14 protein-coding genes are annotated in these 16,717 nt (G+C 59.5%); 5 read left to right on the top strand and 9 right to left on the bottom strand.

Annotation, left to right across the window (positions count from 1 at the left end; translation table 11 throughout):
* Positions 1–38: 38 nt before the first annotated feature.
* Entirely contained in the window at positions 39–809 is a 771-nt protein-coding gene (locus QP977_RS00470) for a sirohydrochlorin chelatase (protein ID WP_049169883.1), read from the top strand.
* 33 nt (positions 810–842) lie between these two features.
* Here the strand turns inward: QP977_RS00470 and QP977_RS00465 are convergent, their stop codons facing one another.
* Positions 843–2,231: an FAD-dependent oxidoreductase gene (locus QP977_RS00465; protein ID WP_049169886.1), complete on the bottom strand. Its 1,389-nt coding sequence runs from the start codon at positions 2,229–2,231 to the stop codon at positions 843–845.
* 742 nt (positions 2,232–2,973) lie between these two features.
* Here QP977_RS00465 and pta point away from each other — a divergent pair.
* Both pta and QP977_RS00455 read left to right on the top strand, forming a co-directional pair.
* The gene (gene pta, locus QP977_RS00460; RefSeq protein ID WP_241482374.1) at positions 2,974–4,299 is read left to right on the top strand and encodes a phosphate acetyltransferase; all 1,326 of its coding nucleotides are present in this window, start codon (positions 2,974–2,976) and stop codon (positions 4,297–4,299) included.
* A 5-nt stretch (positions 4,300–4,304) separates the two neighbouring features.
* Positions 4,305–5,501 carry an acetate kinase gene (locus QP977_RS00455; RefSeq protein WP_069358955.1) on the top strand — a complete coding sequence of 399 codons (1,197 nt, stop codon included), beginning with the start codon at positions 4,305–4,307 and terminating at the stop codon, positions 5,499–5,501.
* 244 nt (positions 5,502–5,745) lie between these two features.
* Here the strand turns inward: QP977_RS00455 and QP977_RS00450 are convergent, their stop codons facing one another.
* The 4 genes from QP977_RS00450 to QP977_RS00435 all read right to left on the bottom strand — a co-directional run bounded on the left by QP977_RS00450 (position 5,746) and on the right by QP977_RS00435 (position 11,907).
* Positions 5,746–6,597 (bottom strand): L,D-transpeptidase, encoded by an 852-nt coding sequence (locus tag QP977_RS00450; RefSeq protein ID WP_016421524.1) that lies wholly within the window; start codon positions 6,595–6,597, stop codon positions 5,746–5,748.
* Between the two features lie 113 nt (positions 6,598–6,710).
* A complete protein-coding gene (locus tag QP977_RS00445; RefSeq protein ID WP_070546056.1) occupies positions 6,711–9,176 on the bottom strand; it encodes a serine/threonine protein kinase in 2,466 nt (821 codons plus the stop codon).
* A complete protein-coding gene (locus QP977_RS00440) occupies positions 9,173–10,252 on the bottom strand; it encodes a glutamate ABC transporter substrate-binding protein (RefSeq protein WP_049193784.1) in 1,080 nt (359 codons plus the stop codon). Before QP977_RS00440 ends, QP977_RS00445 begins: the two co-directional genes overlap by 4 nt.
* On the bottom strand, positions 10,249–11,907 hold the full coding sequence (locus tag QP977_RS00435) for a GlnX family signal transduction membrane protein (protein ID WP_187406436.1): 1,659 nt from the start codon (positions 11,905–11,907) through the stop codon (positions 10,249–10,251). The genes QP977_RS00440 and QP977_RS00435 overlap by 4 nt, the downstream gene beginning before the upstream one ends.
* Before the next feature lie 135 nt (positions 11,908–12,042).
* Between QP977_RS00435 and QP977_RS00430 the strand changes: the two genes are divergently transcribed.
* A complete protein-coding gene (locus QP977_RS00430) occupies positions 12,043–12,546 on the top strand; it encodes an NUDIX domain-containing protein (RefSeq protein ID WP_049193786.1) in 504 nt (167 codons plus the stop codon).
* Positions 12,547–12,583: 37 nt separating this feature from the next.
* Here the strand turns inward: QP977_RS00430 and QP977_RS00425 are convergent, their stop codons facing one another.
* From QP977_RS00425 to QP977_RS00415, 3 genes are all read right to left on the bottom strand, one after another.
* Positions 12,584–12,901 (bottom strand): hypothetical protein, encoded by a 318-nt coding sequence (locus QP977_RS00425; RefSeq protein ID WP_172620224.1) that lies wholly within the window; start codon positions 12,899–12,901, stop codon positions 12,584–12,586.
* A gap of 42 nt (positions 12,902–12,943) precedes the next feature.
* Positions 12,944–13,507, bottom strand: coding sequence for a MarR family winged helix-turn-helix transcriptional regulator (locus QP977_RS00420; protein ID WP_049193787.1), 564 nt, complete (start codon positions 13,505–13,507; stop codon positions 12,944–12,946).
* A 242-nt stretch (positions 13,508–13,749) separates the two neighbouring features.
* Positions 13,750–14,547: an exodeoxyribonuclease III gene (locus QP977_RS00415; protein WP_038626705.1), complete on the bottom strand. Its 798-nt coding sequence runs from the start codon at positions 14,545–14,547 to the stop codon at positions 13,750–13,752.
* 121 nt (positions 14,548–14,668) lie between these two features.
* Here QP977_RS00415 and QP977_RS00410 point away from each other — a divergent pair, with 121 nt between their 5' ends.
* Positions 14,669–15,496, top strand: a complete 828-nt coding sequence (locus tag QP977_RS00410; protein WP_222865185.1) for an RDD family protein — start codon at positions 14,669–14,671, stop codon at positions 15,494–15,496.
* A gap of 46 nt (positions 15,497–15,542) precedes the next feature.
* Here QP977_RS00410 and QP977_RS00405 read toward each other — a convergent pair whose 3' ends face one another.
* Positions 15,543–16,715 carry an N-acetylglutamate synthase, CG3035 family gene (locus tag QP977_RS00405; RefSeq protein WP_049193790.1) on the bottom strand — a complete coding sequence of 391 codons (1,173 nt, stop codon included), beginning with the start codon at positions 16,713–16,715 and terminating at the stop codon, positions 15,543–15,545.
* Positions 16,716–16,717 lie beyond the last annotated feature (2 nt).

The raw sequence follows: 16,717 nt of genomic DNA, 5'->3' as shown, positions 1-16,717 counted from the left end.
ACCAGAAAGCACAGCTAGCGAGCCTGAGGAGACCATCGATGACCGCACTGATTCTGCTTGCGCACGGTTCTCGGCACTCAGAGACCAAACCGGTGCTCGAAGACGTGGTCGCGCTCGTGCGCGAGAAGATGCCGCTCACCCGTCTGGATGCGCCCTCTCAGATTCGCCTCGCCTGGCTGGACCTCGACGAGCCCTCACTGGATACCGTCTGTGCCGAGCTCGCCGCTGCCGGCGAGACTCAGGCACTGGCCGTACCGCTGCTGTTCACCGATGCGTTCCACTCGCGAGTCGACGTTCCCGAGCAGGTTCGACTCTGCGATCGGCATGGTGTTGACATCACAGTGGCTGAAGGACTCGGGCTTGGCGACGGCACGAAGCGCGCCGTCGTAAAGCGAATCATCGAAGCGGCGGAGAATGCATCTTTTTCCTGGCCGGTCGATGCGCTGGTGATGGGGGTCGGCTCCTCTGATGAGGATGCCAATGCGGCGGTGCACCAGTTTGCGGCAAACCTTGGCGGGATGCTGCCGGGACATGTGAGCGCGGCATTCGTGGTCGGTCCTGAGAAAATCAAGGGAGCCGATGCTGTGGCCGCGGCGCAGGAGCGCGCGGCCAAGCGCGGACGCGGACTCGTAGTGGTGCCGCTGTTTACCGCGCCGGGCCTATTGTGGGATCGAGTCATCGATGCAGGCGCTGCCGACGGTGCTGGTCAGGTGGCTTTTGGTGAGCCATTGGCCGAGCTGTTGGCGCCGATTGTGTGCTGCCGCTGGGACTCGCGCGCCGCGTACACGGACGTGAAGGTAGTGGCGTAGCCGACGCTTTTTATCCGTCCTAGTTACTCGCCGTTACTCGCCCTTGGAGTGGGTGACCATCTCATCCCACTCGACGTACTTCTTGCGTTCGCGACCCTCGGCCTCGCCGGCGGTGCGTTCGGCAGCATCGAGCTTGTGCCAACCTTCCCAGTCCAGGTAGTCGATACCCTTGGACTCCAGCAGCTCGTTGACAGCGGACAACTCCGGCTTCGACGGGTTGAATTTCTTGCCCTCAGCGGCATCGGCCAGCAGATTGGCTACGGCCTCATTGGCATCGCCCTTGGTATTACCAATCAGGCCGACCGGTCCGCGGCGAACCCAACCGGTGGTGTAGAGGCCAGTGATGGCCTCGGCTGCTTCATCCTCGGTGTTGTCGGATTCGATGACTCGACCACCGACGTTGGAAATGACATTCTTCACGTTGTCGAACGGGATTCCCGGCAGTGCGTCGGAGCGGTAGCCCACGGCGGAGTAGACAGCGCCGACCTTCCAGTCGGTGGTCTCGCCGGTCGGCCGCAGCCCGCCAGCACCGTCGTATTCCATGCGCTGAGTGCGCAAGCCTGTCACATGCTGCTGGCCGTCGGTACCCTCCTCGCTGAGGATTTCCACTGGCGACTCGAAGAAGTGAATGTAGAGCTTGTGCGGTGCGTTCTTTGGCTCACGGATGGCGTAGTTCTCCAGGATGGTGCAGACCTGGTCAGTGATCTTGGAGTTGCGACGCATAATCTCGGATGCGGAGTCGTAATCAATATCGCGCGGATCGACAACGACCTCGACGTTCGGTGAGTAGTCGAGCTCCTTGAGCTCCAGCGGGGTGAACTTGGCCTGTGCCGGGCCGCGGCGGCCGAAGACGTGGACTTCCTTGGCCTTATTTGTCTTCAGAACCTCGTAGACATTGTCCGGAATCTCTGTGACGTGCAGTTCCTCACCGGTCTTCGCCAGGATTCGGGAGACATCCAGCGCGACGTTGCCGACTCCGACGACGGCCACGGACTCCGCCGAGAGATCCCAGGTGCGCTCAAAGAGTGGATTGCCGTCGTAGAAGCCCACGAATTCGCCTGCGCCGAAGTGCTCCGGCAGGTCCGCTCCCGGCGTTGGCAGTGCGCGGTCGCCGACGGCACCGGTGGCGAAGATGACGGCGTCGTAATGCTCCTTTAATTCGTCGAGTGTGATGTCCTTGCCGAACTCAACGTTGGAAAATAGGCGCAGCTCCGGCTTTTCCATCACGCGGTGCAAGGCCATGATGATGCCCTTGATGCGTGGGTGGTCGGGGGCGACGCCGTAGCGGATTAGACCGAATGGAGCCGGCATCTTTTCAAACAGATCGACTTCCACGTCAGTACTGGATTTCATCAGTGCATCGGAAGCATAAACACCGGCCGGGCCAGAGCCAATTACGGCAACGCGGAGCGGGCGATTCATGAAGTGTGTCCTTCTTTCTCTAATGCTTTACGACGGCCACGAGGCCGCGGCGTAAGTAGCTGCCAGCGGTGACCTCGTGGGGGAAAGGAGTTATTGGTGAGCTATCGGTTTATTCGACATTCCCAATGGTAGCGCCCCCAATCGTAGCGATAACTTACGAAAAATCGAGAGGCGAGCATCACATCATCGGTGAGATGCTTTTGAAGGCATACAAAACTAAATGTGACCTTAGTCACGTCTAATGTGGGAATTTGGGCTAGTTCACTAGAAAAACCGCATAAAACCCGCGATTATGCGGGAAAATTGTTGGAATCTGCGGGGAAAAGTGTGGCTACCAGGGGTAACCAAAGAGGTTTGAGTCCGCCGTGAGATGTAAGGTGACTCACAATAAGATGAAAATAATGATTTGGGACTCAGCGGGATTAGATTCAGCAGGATTAGAAGCTCAGCATGATCTTGAGCCTCCGGCAGTCCAACGGCTCGAGCCAAGTCAACGTTTAAATAAGTCAACGATTAAGCGCAGTGCGAGAAAGGAACGTCGGTGAGCGATAAGAACGCCCAAGCGTCCACCAACAACTCCGCAGTCCTGATTACTTCAGTGGACCGCGCAGACAATCTGCAAGATGTCATTACGGCATTGTCTGAGGCACTGGGTGGGGCACGTTGCCTCCACACTGTCGGTGGGGCGCACGGCGCCACCGTGGATCAGGTTGTTGTGGATCCGGAATCCGCGCTTGACACCATCGTCAGTGCTGTTGAGGCTGACCGCGCTGCTAACGAGGGGGCGGCTGTTCTGACCGGCTCCGGCAACCTCGATTTTGACTTCCGCATTGCCACCGTCGCCGGCGCCGGTGTCATCGTTGTCGCTGGCGGCGAGGGCTGCCACACAGAGGCCGCAAAGGCTCGCGTTCGTTTGGCTCTCAGCAGTGCAGCTCAGCGTCACAGCGAGGTACTCGCAGTTGTCCTTACAGGGGAGGAGGCAGCTGAGGCTGCTAAGACTCTCGAGCTCGACGTTCCCGTTGTTGCCGTTGACGATGCTGAGGGGCTGCGCAAGGTCGTAAGCCGCGAGGTCACCGCAGTGATGACTCCACAGCGTTTCCAGTGGTGGCTATTGCAGCGCGCCAAGGCTGATAAACGCCACATTGTGCTGCCAGAGGGGGACGATGACCGCATTCTTGAAGCCGCTGATTACCTCCTGCGCGAGGACATCTGTGAGCTCACTATCCTCGGCGACCCGGATGCGATGAAGGCACGCGCCGCCGAACTGGGTTTTGACATCGACGCCGCCCATCTCTGGAACCCGCAGACCTCCGAATATGTTGAGCAGTTCGCGGAACAGTTCGCAGAGATGCGCAAGGCCAAGGGGGTCACGCTGGAGCAGGCCCGTGAGACGATGCGGGACATCTCCTACTTCGCGACGATGATGATTCACAATGGGCTTGTCGACGGCATGGTGTCCGGTGCAGCCCACACAACTGCGCACACCATTCGTCCGTCCTTGCAAATCATTAAGACCAAGCCGTCGGCTTCCACGGTGTCGTCACTGTTCCTCATGGTTATGGACAACTCGCTGTGGGGTTTTGCGGACTGTGCGGTGCTGCCGAAGCCTGCTCCGGAACAGCTGGGTGAAATCGCGGTAGTATCCGCCGAGACTGCAGCTTCCTTCGGCATCGACGCCCGCGTCGCCATGCTGAGCTACTCCACTGGAGCATCCGGCACAGGTGAGGATGTGGACCGTGTGAAGGCGGGTCTGGCCAAGGCCAAGGAGCTGGCTCCGGAGCTCGCTGTCGATGGTCCGCTGCAGTTCGATGCTGCTATTGACCCGTCTGTGGCTGCGAAGAAGATGCCGGATTCCTCCGTTGCGGGTAAGGCAACTGTTTTCGTGTTCCCGGATCTGGACGCCGGTAACATCGGTTACAAGATTGCCCAGCGCTGTGGTGGTGCATTGGCAATCGGCCCGATTCTGCAGGGCTTGAACAAGCCGGTCAACGACCTTTCCCGTGGCGCCACGGTGCCGGACATCATCAACACGGTTGCAATTACCGCTATTCAGGCTGGAGGAAACTAATTATTATGTCCCGTCACGTACTTGTTTTGAACTCCGGTTCCTCCTCTATCAAGTTTCAGCTGGTAGATCCGGAGAAGGATTCAACGCAGCCGCCGTATGTCTCAGGTCTGGTGGAGCGCATTGGTGAAGAAGACGGCATTATTAATCTGAAGTTCTCCGGACAGAAGATTGAAATCACTGAGCCGATCGCTGACCACGCCAGTGGTCTTGACCGCGCGTTCGAGCTGATGGATGAGCACGGTGTTGGTCCGGAGTCGGTGGATATTGCGGCCGTCGGTCACCGCGTCGTTCACGGTGGTCGCCTGTTCTCTGGACCGGAGCTGATTACCGACGAAATCGTCGGCATGATCCGCGACCTTATTCCGCTGGCGCCGCTGCACAACCCGGCCAATATCGTAGGCATCGAAGAGTCTCGCAAGCTGCTTCCGGACGTGCCTCACGTCGCCGTCTTCGACACTGGTTTCTTCCACACCATGCCGCCAGCTGCTGCTCTGTACCCGCTCAACGCAGAGGTCGCATCGAAGTTTGATATCCGTCGTTACGGCTTCCACGGCACCTCGCATGAGTTTGTTTCCAAGCAGGTGCCGGACCTTCTGAATAAGCCGGCAGAGGAAATCAACCAGATTACGCTGCACCTGGGTAATGGTGCGTCGTGTGCGGCTATCCGAGGTGGCCAGGCGGTGGATACCTCGATGGGGCTGACCCCGCTGGCTGGTCTGATGATGGGTACCCGTACCGGTGACATTGACCCGGGCGTCATCTTCCACCTCTACCGCAACGGCATGAGCATCGACGAGATCGACAATCTGTGTAACCGCCAGTCCGGTCTGAAGGGTGTCTCTGGTGTCAATGACTTCCGAGTCCTGCAGGAGCGCATGGATGACCACGACCCGGATGCTTGGGCTGCGTACCAGATGTATGTCCACCAGCTGCGCCGCTACATTGGCTCTTACATGCTGATTCTCGGCCGCCTCGATGCCATCACCTTCACCGCCGGTGTCGGTGAGAACCATGTCGGTATCCGCCGTGATTCGATGGCTGAGCTTGAGAACTTCGGTATCAAGATTGATGACGAGCTCAACTCCCAGCCGAATGACGGCCCGCGTCTGATTTCGGCGGAGGACTCGAAGGTCAAGGTCTTCGTGGTACCGACCAACGAGGAACTGGCCATTGCTCGCTACGCAATGAGCTTCGTGGAGTAGGTTTTGGGGCAGGGGCCCTGGCGAGTAGGCAGGACCCCCTGTAACCCTCCGTAATCGACGGCTGCTAGATGCCCCATCTGTTGAATCCGCAGCTGTGACCCAACAAAAATGAGCTCGCTCCCACTGTCTTCCAAACTGGAAGAACCTAGTGGGGCGAGCTCATTTTTCACCGCCGGGGCGACTGCGCCTATGCCTCAACAGGCTCAGTCACCCGGTCATCGTTTCAACGCATCAGCGCAGCTAACTACCAGATGTAGACGCCGTCGCCGACCTGCAGGGTATCGAAGTACTTCACAGCATCATCGTGGTTCAGGTGGATGCAGCCGTGGGACATCTGATTAACAGAGCCCTCGTGGAAAGCTTCGCCGTCGTTGGTGAAGTACACCGAGAACGGCATCGGACCGTTGTAAGGACGGGACCACTCATCGCGGACCTTGCGGGTAACGCTCAGGTGGCCACGGGTGGTTTCGTAACCTGGCATACCGGAGGACATTGGCACCGGACCGTAGGTGATGTTGCCATTTTCCTGCAGCCAGGTCTTCTGGTTAGCCAGGTCAACGCATGCGCGGGCGCTCGGCGGGCACGGGTTGTTTGGCTCTGGGCGTGGTTCAGGGCGTGGCTTCTGCTCTGGCTGTGGAGCAGGGGCAGGCGCCGGCTCAGGCTGCGACGGCTCGTCCTGGCCCCCCAGCAAACCGAAAATCTCGTTGACGACGCGGGTGGCTTCGGCCTTCTGTGCAGCTGGCAACGGCAGGCTGTCGATGGCGTTCAGCAGCTGAGTTTTGACCTTGTCCGCCACCTGCTTGTTGTTTTCAGCGAACTTGAAGTTTTCATTAATCAGAGCGACGACCGAATCCGGCAGCTTCACCGAAGAGGAATCCAGTACCTCAGAGAGCTCAGGGGCAAGGTCGCCCGAATTCAGAGTCGAGATCTCCGGCAGCTTGAGGTCCCGAACACTCTGGCTAAGCGACTGCAGGTCTGGAGAAACCGGCAGGGCAACGGCAGTGCCGGCCCCAATACCAAAGGCGGTGGTGAGGGCTGCAGCGCTGATAATTACGCGCTTAGCGCTGCGGAGAGAGGATTTCGAAGAGGCAAACATAGAGGATATCTTAAACCACGAAAGGCAATTCTCTCTTTATTCACCAATTCTGGGGTGGCGCTCAGGCCCACAACAGCATGTTTGACCAGGTTCGGTAAGGAGCTGTTAGAGAGCTAACGCCAAGTCCGTGGCCGAATGAGATTTGCGATATCCACCAAGTTGTAGCGGTGTCGCGGAAACTGCGAAGAGCGTGCCAGCATCCGTAAGTCTTTTTCCAATCCTTCACGCAGGCCGGCCACGGTAAAGGGCGCATCGAAAAGACCATTGGAGCTAGCTGCATGGTCGAGGTTCGAGCTGCGCAACCAGTTCAGCGCGGACGCCATCACGGCGATGCGCAGCTGTGGCATGCGCGGTTCATTCGTCGGCAGCTCCACCAGACGACGCGCAGCACGGCGAATTCTCGATTCAGTTAACTCGGAGGGCATCCCTGAGGTGAGCATCAGAATCGTCGTCAAACGTGCCATGCGATGGTGACGGGAGTTACCGGGTACGCGGTCAAGCTGGGAGATAGCCATTTCGTGTTGGCGCTCAGAGGCCAGCTGACGAGCTAGCCCGAAGGCGGAGGATACCGTCGTCGGGTTGGCCGCCCACACGACGGCGTAGAGACGCAGGGTGTTGAAACGAATCGTCTGAGGCGACAGGGACTCGCTGGCCCAGGCGGGGGAGAAGATCTCGGGCGTATCGGCAGCGACATTATCCAGCGCGCTGCTCAAGTTCGCGGCGGCGCGGGCGACAGCGGGCTCGAGGAGAGATGCGTTGGCGATGCCCAAGCGCTGTTGAATCAACTCGAGAGTCGCTGCCAGCGCCAACTTCGGGGCGGGCTCGCCGGGCAGCATCGTCAGCACGTGGTGGAACGAGGCGAGGGCATCGTTGAATTGGTCGAGAAGCAAATAAGTCACGCCCTCGTACCAGTGGTAACGCCAATCGCGCTGCAAACGTTCAGAGACATCGCGGAGGCTGTCGCGGGCCTCATCAATTAATCCGAGGTCCAGTTTCGCACGCACGATGCCCAGTGGAATTTCCACGGAAGAGCCATACTCGGGTTCGGACAGCGCATTGGTCAGTGTTTCGATAAGTTCGTTGGGCTCTGTAAACGACGAGGCACTCAAGATGCGCGCACCCGGATCTGTCGGGTTAATCAGTGGTACAGGCAGCGCGAAGGTCACTTCTTGCGGAGTGATTTCCACGCCGCGGGTGATGCCGTCGACAAGCTGATCGGTGCGGAACACCAGGTGCTTGGTGCCGTACGTGGAACGCTGCGGCGAGAAATTCGACACCGCCTGCGGGAATTGCACGCCGTCGCGCACCGCCAGAATCTCGCGCAATACGCCGATGAGCTGCACACTCATCTCTTCGGCAGAACCGAAGCGAGCCTCCGGGTTCTCGTGGCAAGCGCGTAGTAGGAAGCGGTAGAGCGAGTAAAAACGGCGGAATAGAGGCTCTTCGACAGGTGAGGGTAGCCCCGGGTCGTAGATGCCGTTGGTCGCCGGCAACTTCAGAATCAGCGAGGCCAGCGTGCGGCCGACTGTGTAGATATCGCTGGCAATCGTTGGTCCCGTCGTGGCAATCTCCGGCGCCTGGAAACCGGGCGTGCCGTAGATATGGCCGTAGGCGCCGATGCCGGTGACCGCGCCAACGTCGATAAGCGTGACGTGGTCTTCGCTGAGCAGCACGTTGTCCGGCTTCAAATCGTTGTAGACAACGCCGCGCGAGTGCAGGTAATCCAGCGCGGGGAGCAGCTCCAGGATGTAGCCAATCGCTAGGTCACAGGGCATGACGCCGTCTGGGTAGCTCCGTCGCTGCTTGCGTAACGACGGGCCGCCGACGTACTCCATCACAATGAAGCCGGTGGCGCTGTTGGCGTCCGTCTCATCGATGAAGTTGATAATCTTCACAATTCCCGGATGCGAGATTTCCGCGAGGAACTCGCGTTCCGCCTGGACTACGGCGAAATCCTTCTCGTTTTTCGCTGCCATCATGCCCTTGAGCACGACCCAACGATCCGAGACATTGTGGTCAATCGCCAGGTAAATCCAGCCGAGCCCGCCGTGGGCAATCGGGCCCACGATCTCGTACTGATCCGCCACGATATCGCCGGCTTTCAGGCTCGGCGCCGGCTTATTCGTCGCTCGAATCTTCTCATCACTCATTACTGCATCGCGCGGATCCTGCGTTGTGATGTACGGCAGGTGCACCATGCCGTCGGCGACAGTGCGTCCGCGGTGTGCATTCGATCGCCTCCGGCGGAAGTCCTCCAACGCTTTCCGGTGCGAGGCCATCGACGGATCTGGCGTCTGGGCGCCGGGTTGGGTCGTCGCGCTTGACGACGAGCCCCCGCGCCCCAACAATTCGGCGATATCGAACTCTTCGTCATCGTCATCATCGTCCGCAAAAGGGTCGAAGGCGACAGCGGCAGTGCCGGGCTCTTGTTCGTCGTCTTCATCGGCGAATGGGTCGAAGGCGACGGCCTGAGTGGCAGCTGCCTCTGCCTCTGCGTGAGCATCCTCCTGGGGCTCCGGCGTGTACTGGGGATGCTGGGCTTGCTGGGCATGCTCGGAGTACTGGTTTTCGTCGCTCATCGGTTATCCACCTCGCCTTCTGGAGCAGCTTCCGGTGTGGGGGAGATTCCAAGTATGTCTTCGTCGTCGCTGTACTGTGGCGATGGCTGTGTACCGCTTGGCAGGAAGGGGCCGAACCAAGTGTCGTAGAGGGACTGCCAGGTGCCGTCGCTCGCCATACGCTCCAGGGTCGCGTTGATTTGGCGAACTAGGCCTGGGTTCCCCTTGGATACACCGGCCGCGTAGCTTTCCTCGTTCAAGCCCCGCTGGACAATGGCGGTAGCCGGATCTTGGTCGTTGATACCAGCGAGGATGGTGTCATCGGCAACGACAATCTCTGCCTGGCTGTTTTGAAGTGAAATGAGGCAATCCGACCAGTTACCGACCAACAGCAGCGTATTGTTCGGCGAGAGCCGTCGAATCAAATCCTCGGTAGTGGATCCCCGGGAGACACAGATGCGACCGTCCTCGACGTCCTCGGGGGAAGCATCGCCACCCGGCGAAGAGACTAGAACTCCAGCTCGTGCTGTCAAATACGGTGTGGAGAACAGCACCCTTTCGCGCCGGGCATCGGTGACCGTCATAGTGCGCAAAACGACATCGACAGTGCCGTCTTCGAGTGCGGCAGTGCGTTCGTTGCTGTCGACGAACCGAAACTCGACAGCATCGGGATTGTCAAAGATGTCCCGGGCAATCTCTTGTGCCAGGGATACTTCAAACCCCGAGAGCTCTCCGCTGCTGAAGTCGCGGAAGCTGAGCAGGTTCAATGATTGGTCAACACCAACGATGATGCGGCCGCGCTGGTAAATCTCCGGGATTCGCTCTTCCGGTGTTTGGTCATCGGGGGCGAGTGTGGACAGATCTGGGGTGTTGGCTTCTGCCGCAGGCTTCCTCGAGGAGGCTTTGTCGTAGAACGCGCCCGGTGGCAGGGGGAAGTCACCGGTGGCCTCCAGGATTGTGCGCGAGTAGGGATCGTCGGCAAGCGAATCGGTCGCGCAGGCACTGACGGTGAGCCCGGCGATGGCGAGTGCACCAAGGACGGCCCTGCGCCGCCAACCGGCGAGACTGTGGAGCGACGGGGAGAACGAAACAATCATAGGTACTCCAGAAGCCGGTGTCGGAAGCCGAAAACAACCAGAACTGCCGCGATGACGGTCAGCGTAACCGTGGCGAGGGACAGTGCCGCGATAGCGCGACGGGATTGGTCGAGGTTCTCACGGGCGGTCAGGCGGGACTCGGCGATGGAATTCTGTAGCGACTCATCGACCTGGTTGAACGCAGTCGCCGACGAGCTGGCATTATCCACATCGGTCGCGATGCGAACCGCACCGGCGTAGTCTCCTGAACTCAAGTGCCCCATCATCAGGTTGTGGCCGGACTCCCAGCTGTAGATACCGTGGATGGCGGCTCTGACATCGTCGTCCGGCGCGTTGGCGTCCACTCTTTCCAGCTCGCCGACCAGGGTGCGCACCGACTGCGAGAAGGACTCCGCATCCGCGGGCTGACGGCGCACTAAGCCGAGGGTTTCGCTGGCGCGTAGCTGCTGGGCATCAATGCGTACTTGGGTTAGGGCATGAACGTCCGGGCGCTGCTCTCCGAAGAGGGAGTTAGACTGCCACGGCTGAGTGGTGGCGATTCCCACACCGACAAGTGCGATGGCCATCAGCATGGTTGCACCAAACAGGCCGACGTTGAATAGTCGACCGGTGCGGCGAGTCAGCCACCACTGTGTGATTAGCAGCATCAAAATTGCCGCTGCCAGGCCTGACATCGGGAAAAGAGGTGGTTTCGATAGTTCGCGCTGCTCCTCATTAGTGGTGGTACTGGTGCGTTCGTAGAGCGATTTTGCAGCTGGCAGAATCTGGACCTGCATCAAGTTTGAGGCAGAGGCGAGGTACGCGACACTGACGGGGTTGCCCTGGCGCGCATTCGCGCGAGCTGTCTCGACCATGCCGGTGTAGACCGGCAACAGTCGCTGTACAGTCGCGACATCCTTCATCTCTGGATCATCGACGTTTTCAATGCCCGTAGCTGCGCGGGTAGCGGACATGGATGCTTGTGCGATGACATCGTCGAAGTTGCTGACCAAGTCCTGGCTGCTGTTGAGCGTGCCGCGGGAAAAAGCGGTGTTGGCCGACGCATCGGCAATCGTCAGCGAGGCATAGAGATTCTGCGAGGCATTGGCCATCGGCTCGCTCAGCTGCGAAATGCGGGTGAGCTGCTGCTGGCGTTGCGAGGTTGTTTGCCACATGGATAGGCCGGCGGCCAGGATTGCGACGATGAGGATGAGGGCGACTATGGTCAATCGGCCCGGCGACGTTATCAAAAATGACGCTGACCGGCGCACATACGTGGCCGACGGGCCGAGCTTGTCGTAGAGGCGCTCACCGAGAAAACGTGTCAATCTCCGGTTGCGCGGGCCAATCTCCAGGGCATCCACGCGCAAGTCTGTATCGCGCGGAGAGTCTGCTAGGGCTGTTGGGGTTGTGGCCGTTGCTGGGGCATTAGCCGAGGACTCTGTAGTTTCCAGAGCAGTTGATGGTGCCGCACTCTCGGTAGCCGGGGTGGTGTCGGGAGTATCTTTCGATTCTTTTGCCGCCTGAGCCGCAGTGTGTATGTCTAAGCTTTCGCCACCGGGAGTGGTGCGACCGCTGAAACGAGTTCGGCGTGGAGCACGATTCTTGCGGTGGAATGGGTTTCGGTTTTTGTCGTGGGCACGGGAATGAGGCGCACTTGAAGTGGTTTCACCCATGTGCACGTGTCCTTCCGACGTGACCGAAGTCGCCTGCGACGATCTCTCCGCTCAGAGCAACGTTAGTTCCTTGCAAATCTTAGTCGCTCGGGCTTGTGACGGAAAACACAAGGGTATCTGGCGTAGGGTGGAGACATGCTTCAGGATGGAAATGGTTGGGCAGCCGGCCCCAACGGTACGCGCTGCTGGGGACGCTTCGGAGCTGCAGGGCTGCTGATTGTGAGCCCTCAGCGCACGGTGCTTATGCAGTATCGAGCTGACTGGACATCGTTCCCCCTAACGTGGGGTGTTCCTGGTGGGGCTTGTGATTCTCATGAGACTCCTGAGGCGACCGCGCTGCGTGAAACGGCTGAGGAAACTGGGCTGCTGGAGCATCAGCTTCGCATCCTCGACACGCAGGTCACCACCGGGCCCTTCCCAGCCGATCCGAATCGCCCCGAGCTCGCCGGCGGCTGGAAATACCACACGGTCTACGCACTAGCTGCCGAAGAGCTGGAGACGAATCCGAACGAGGAGTCCCTAGAGTTGCGCTGGGTTCCGCTTGACGACGTCGACAGCCTCGATCTGCTGCCGCCTTTTGTGGAATCGTGGCCCCGGGTGCGCGCGCACCTCGAGAAACTGCTGGAGGCCCTTGACTAGGTGTCGGCTTCGCACCTACCGGCGCTCTCTGCGTCGACTACTTGGAGTCGGCAACTGCTGCTGCGCCAGCAGCCAGCGCGGTGACGGTCAGGACGGACGGCCATGCGCCAATCTTCTTAGCCAGCGGGTGTGAGAGGCCGAAAGCGCCGAGGTAGGCGGCCACCAGACCAGTGGCTCCCAGGGCGCCGGTCTTTGCGTTCCAGGTGCGTGCTGCATATGCGCCGGCGGCGCCCAAGATGACGCCACCGAGCGGGCGAATGCCTGTTTCGCGAGCGGTGAGCCAGCCGCCGATGAGGCCGGTGGCCACCAATGGAGCGGTCTTTACGTCTTTTGCCTTTTTCAAAGTAATAGCCATGAGCATCATCGTACCTAGTAAGAAGGGTTTAGCGGCGCGCTTTTAGAACGGCTCCTGGCGGCGCTGGTGCTCCTCAACATAGCTTTCCGAGTGCTCCGCCAGCTTCAGCAGCGAAGGCAGTGCCTTAATTAGCGCACGCACGTCCTTTTGCGACATTGTCCGCACAATTTCGTACACCAGCGCACCCCAGTGGTCGATAAGCTGCTCCAGCAGGGTCTCGCCATCGCTGGAGACATAGAGGTTCTGCGCACGGCGATCCTTTGCATTGTTCTCGCGTTCAATCAGCCCGTTGTCGAGTAGGCGGCGGACTGTTGCCGAAACGTTGGACGGGCGCAGGAAACGCAGGCGTGCAATGTCGGATACGCCGCAGCCCGGGTGGGTCGAAATAAAGTGCAGTACTTCCATTTCCGACTGGGAAATGTCCATCCTGGCATTCGGGCGCTCACCGAGGCGGCGAGTCGACGCAAGGAAGTCATACAGGCCGATGGAAATCTTCTGCACGCTTTCGCGCAGGGATTCATCGGACTCAGTTGGGTCATCCGCGGTGGGGAAGCCGCTCGCTGGCTCCGGGGTAGTGGTGCGCTGAGGGGAGCGTGCAGAAGTCATGATCTTCCTTCCCGACGTAATGAATTGATGTTCTGAATAAACACCTTATATCGTCGAAATAACTTTCTGTGGTGAAAATTTGTAGATTGAACAAAAAGTTAGACTCATAAGTGTTGTGCGGGTGCTTTATCGCCCATTTCTGCCCCTGATTTTAGGGGCTGGCAGCAAAGACTCCGCTTTACGACGGCCCCAGCGACACCCCCTAGTAGGAACTAGGCCTACGCGCTTTTCCGCCCGTTTATCTACACTTCGTAATCCACAATCACCGGAGCATGGTCGGATGCGCCTTTGCCCTGACGCTCTTCGATGTCGATGAATCCGGCGGACGCCTTTGCCGCGAGGTCGGGGGAGGCGAGCTGGAAGTCGATGCGCATGCCCTCATCCTTGAAAAAGCGGCCAGCCTTGTAATCCCAGTAGGTCCACTGGTTTGGGGTGAATTGGCGAGTTACTTCCTTCATGCCCGCCTGCTCCAGCGCATAGAAAGCTGCGCGTTCAGGCGGTGTGACGTGTGTTTTCCCTGCGAAGGCTGCCATTGACCAGACATCGCCGTCGGTCGGGGCAATGTTGAAGTCGCCGCCCATCATGAAGGTGGCCTCCGGGTCGTCGTCAAGCGTGGCGATGATGTGCTGACGGAGCCGCTCCAGAAATTCGAGCTTGTACTCGAAGTGCGGGTCGGTGATGTCGCGGCCGTTCGGGATGTAGAGGCTATGGACGCGCACGCCACCGCAGGTAGCGGCGATATGGCGGGCCTCCAATGCGGGAGTTGCGTCGGGGTCCTTGTTGAAACCCGGCTGACCGGGGAACTCTGCCTGGATGTCCTCAAGGCCGACGCGGGAGATGATGGCAACGCCATTCCACTGATTCAGGCCGTGGTGGGCGACTTGGTATCCCAGCTCTTCAAAAGCAGCGGTGGGGAATTGGTCGTCCTTGCACTTGGTTTCCTGGACGGCCAGGACATCAATGTCATTCCGGCGCAGCATTTCCACCATTCGGTCGAGGCGAGTTCGAGCCGAATTGACGTTCCAGACACAGATTCGCATATCAACGATTGTAAAAGGGGAACGAAACGGCGGCCTCATGCGTTGAACAAAGCAGTGACAAAATAGGCGGACAAAAACGGATAAGGTGGGCGGAAGCCCGGTAGGAAAGGGAGTTTCGAGGTTGGCTAACTGGGACGATCGCCGTTACGGCGGCGAGTACAGTCCGACGGATTACCTGGGTAGTAGTGGCAGGAACGCTTATCGGGAACACGACGCATATGCGGCGTACGATGCGGCAATGCCGTATCAGGAAGTGCCATATCCGGTAGCAAACATTCCGGTCGGCTATGAAAGCGGGTACCCCGCTAGCTATGGGGTGTCTTCCTTCGGTGAGCTCAGTGCCAATCCCAAAGTCGCGCCGCTGACCGCTCAAATGGCAGTACACCTGGGCTTTGACCCCAATCTGGCCAATGGCTCAGTGGCACGTCGTGGTGGTGCGCTGTTGGTGGATTCTGTCATCTACACTGCATTGATTGCCTCCATTGCAGTTCTCACTAGCATCGTGGGGACATCGGACAGCGGCGTAATGGTGATGCTGATCAGCCTCTTCCTCGGTCCCGGTGGTTTTTACCTCTACCGCGTGGCGGGGGACTCCATCTTCGACGGGTCGCCGGGTAAACACGCCATGGGCATGAAAATCGAAGGTGCACACGGGATGCCAGTCTCAGCCCGCGATGGTTTTGTGCGCAATGCCTGGATTCTGCCGTCGATGATTCCGGTCGCCGGTTGGTTTGTCTCTGCGGGCCTGGCCGGCTGGATTGCAATGGCTGCCTCACGCGATCCGCTGGGGAGAGGTCGTCATGAACTCTCGGTCCACACCCGTGTGGTGGAAAAGCCGGAGACGCGCGAGCTGCCGCGTGGGCAGCGCCGCATGGGCAATCGCATGGGTAGCAAAGAGCAGCAGGGCAAGCAGCTGAAGCGGATTAAAAGGGTTAAGCGCGGGAAGTAGGGCAATCAGGGCGAGCAGCGCAGGGCCGAAACGTAACCCCCGGCCCCTAAGCCCCTGTCAGCTCCGCGTAGCGGTGCCGGTGGTGCTCGGTAAAACCGAGTGTCCGGTACAGCGCAATGCCAGCCTCATTTGAGCCCAATACCTGCAGATATGCAGAATCTGCCCCGTGTTGTGTGCCCCAGTGCATCATGTGAATTCCCAGTAGGGTGCCAAGTCCTCGGCGGCGCATATCGGCTGCGACTTCCACAGCGGAGAACCCGAGCCACACACGGCCGTCGTCCGATTCGGTCAGCGTGCCGCGCGTAATGGCTACCGTGCGTATGCCTTCAGGCGCATTGTTGTCAGGCACTTGCAGGCGTCCGAAGCACATGCGGCCATCAATTTCATTGCGCAGAAGCTGTAGTGCATGCTCGGGCAGCGTGGTACCGCGGAAATGGTAGAGCCCCAGCCAGTCGTCGTCAGGTTGATCAGCGATATCCACCTGCACGTCTGCAAGCTCGACGCTGTGCTCATCGAGCACCTGTACGGCGCTGTGCTCATCAAGCACCTGTACGGCGCTGTGCGATTCAGCTGCCAATTCAGCAGGCGGCAAATCCCCATCGAGTGAGCGCGTCATAACCACAATGTCCGGCCCGACCGTCCACTCCGGCCCCGCGACCAGCGCCTGTGCAGGTTTGGCGATTCTATCCGGAATCGCAATCCGCACCGGCAAATCGTGGGAATCGTAAAACGACTTAATCTTCTCCAACGGCACCGGCTGAGTGCTGGCTCCGGGTTCGAGCGGCAGCGCGGAGTTGGAACGCTCCGTAATGCCATCGCCGGCTCGCAGCAGCCAGCCCGACTCCACCACATGCGCGATACCCGGGAAGGCCTTCGCTGTCGCAGTTTCCACGGCGCGAATATCCGAATTGCGCACCGGATGATCCGGCAGGGCCTTCACAATCAAAATGTGCTTATCGCTAAAGTCCACCGCTGCCACGGATTCGTCGGCACGCACGCCAGCACGAACCTGCGGACGCACGACGAACGGATCCATGCTGAGCACATGCCCAATGACGTCCGTAGTCTTCTTGCCGCTGGCCAATGCTTCTTCATCGGTCAGCGCGTGCCGCACAATGACACGACGTCCCACCGCCACTTCACCGACGCCCCAGCGGGAAATCGGTAGCTTCTGTGCTGCATTTTCGCTTGCCGACGACTCCAATTGCCTATCCGCCACGA

Source organism: Corynebacterium sp. MSK012 (assembly GCF_030232435.1).
GTDB classification, from domain to species: domain Bacteria; phylum Actinomycetota; class Actinomycetes; order Mycobacteriales; family Mycobacteriaceae; genus Corynebacterium; species Corynebacterium jeikeium_D.
Note: the sequence above shows the minus strand (reverse complement) of the source record. Positions and strands in the feature narration are given on the sequence as shown.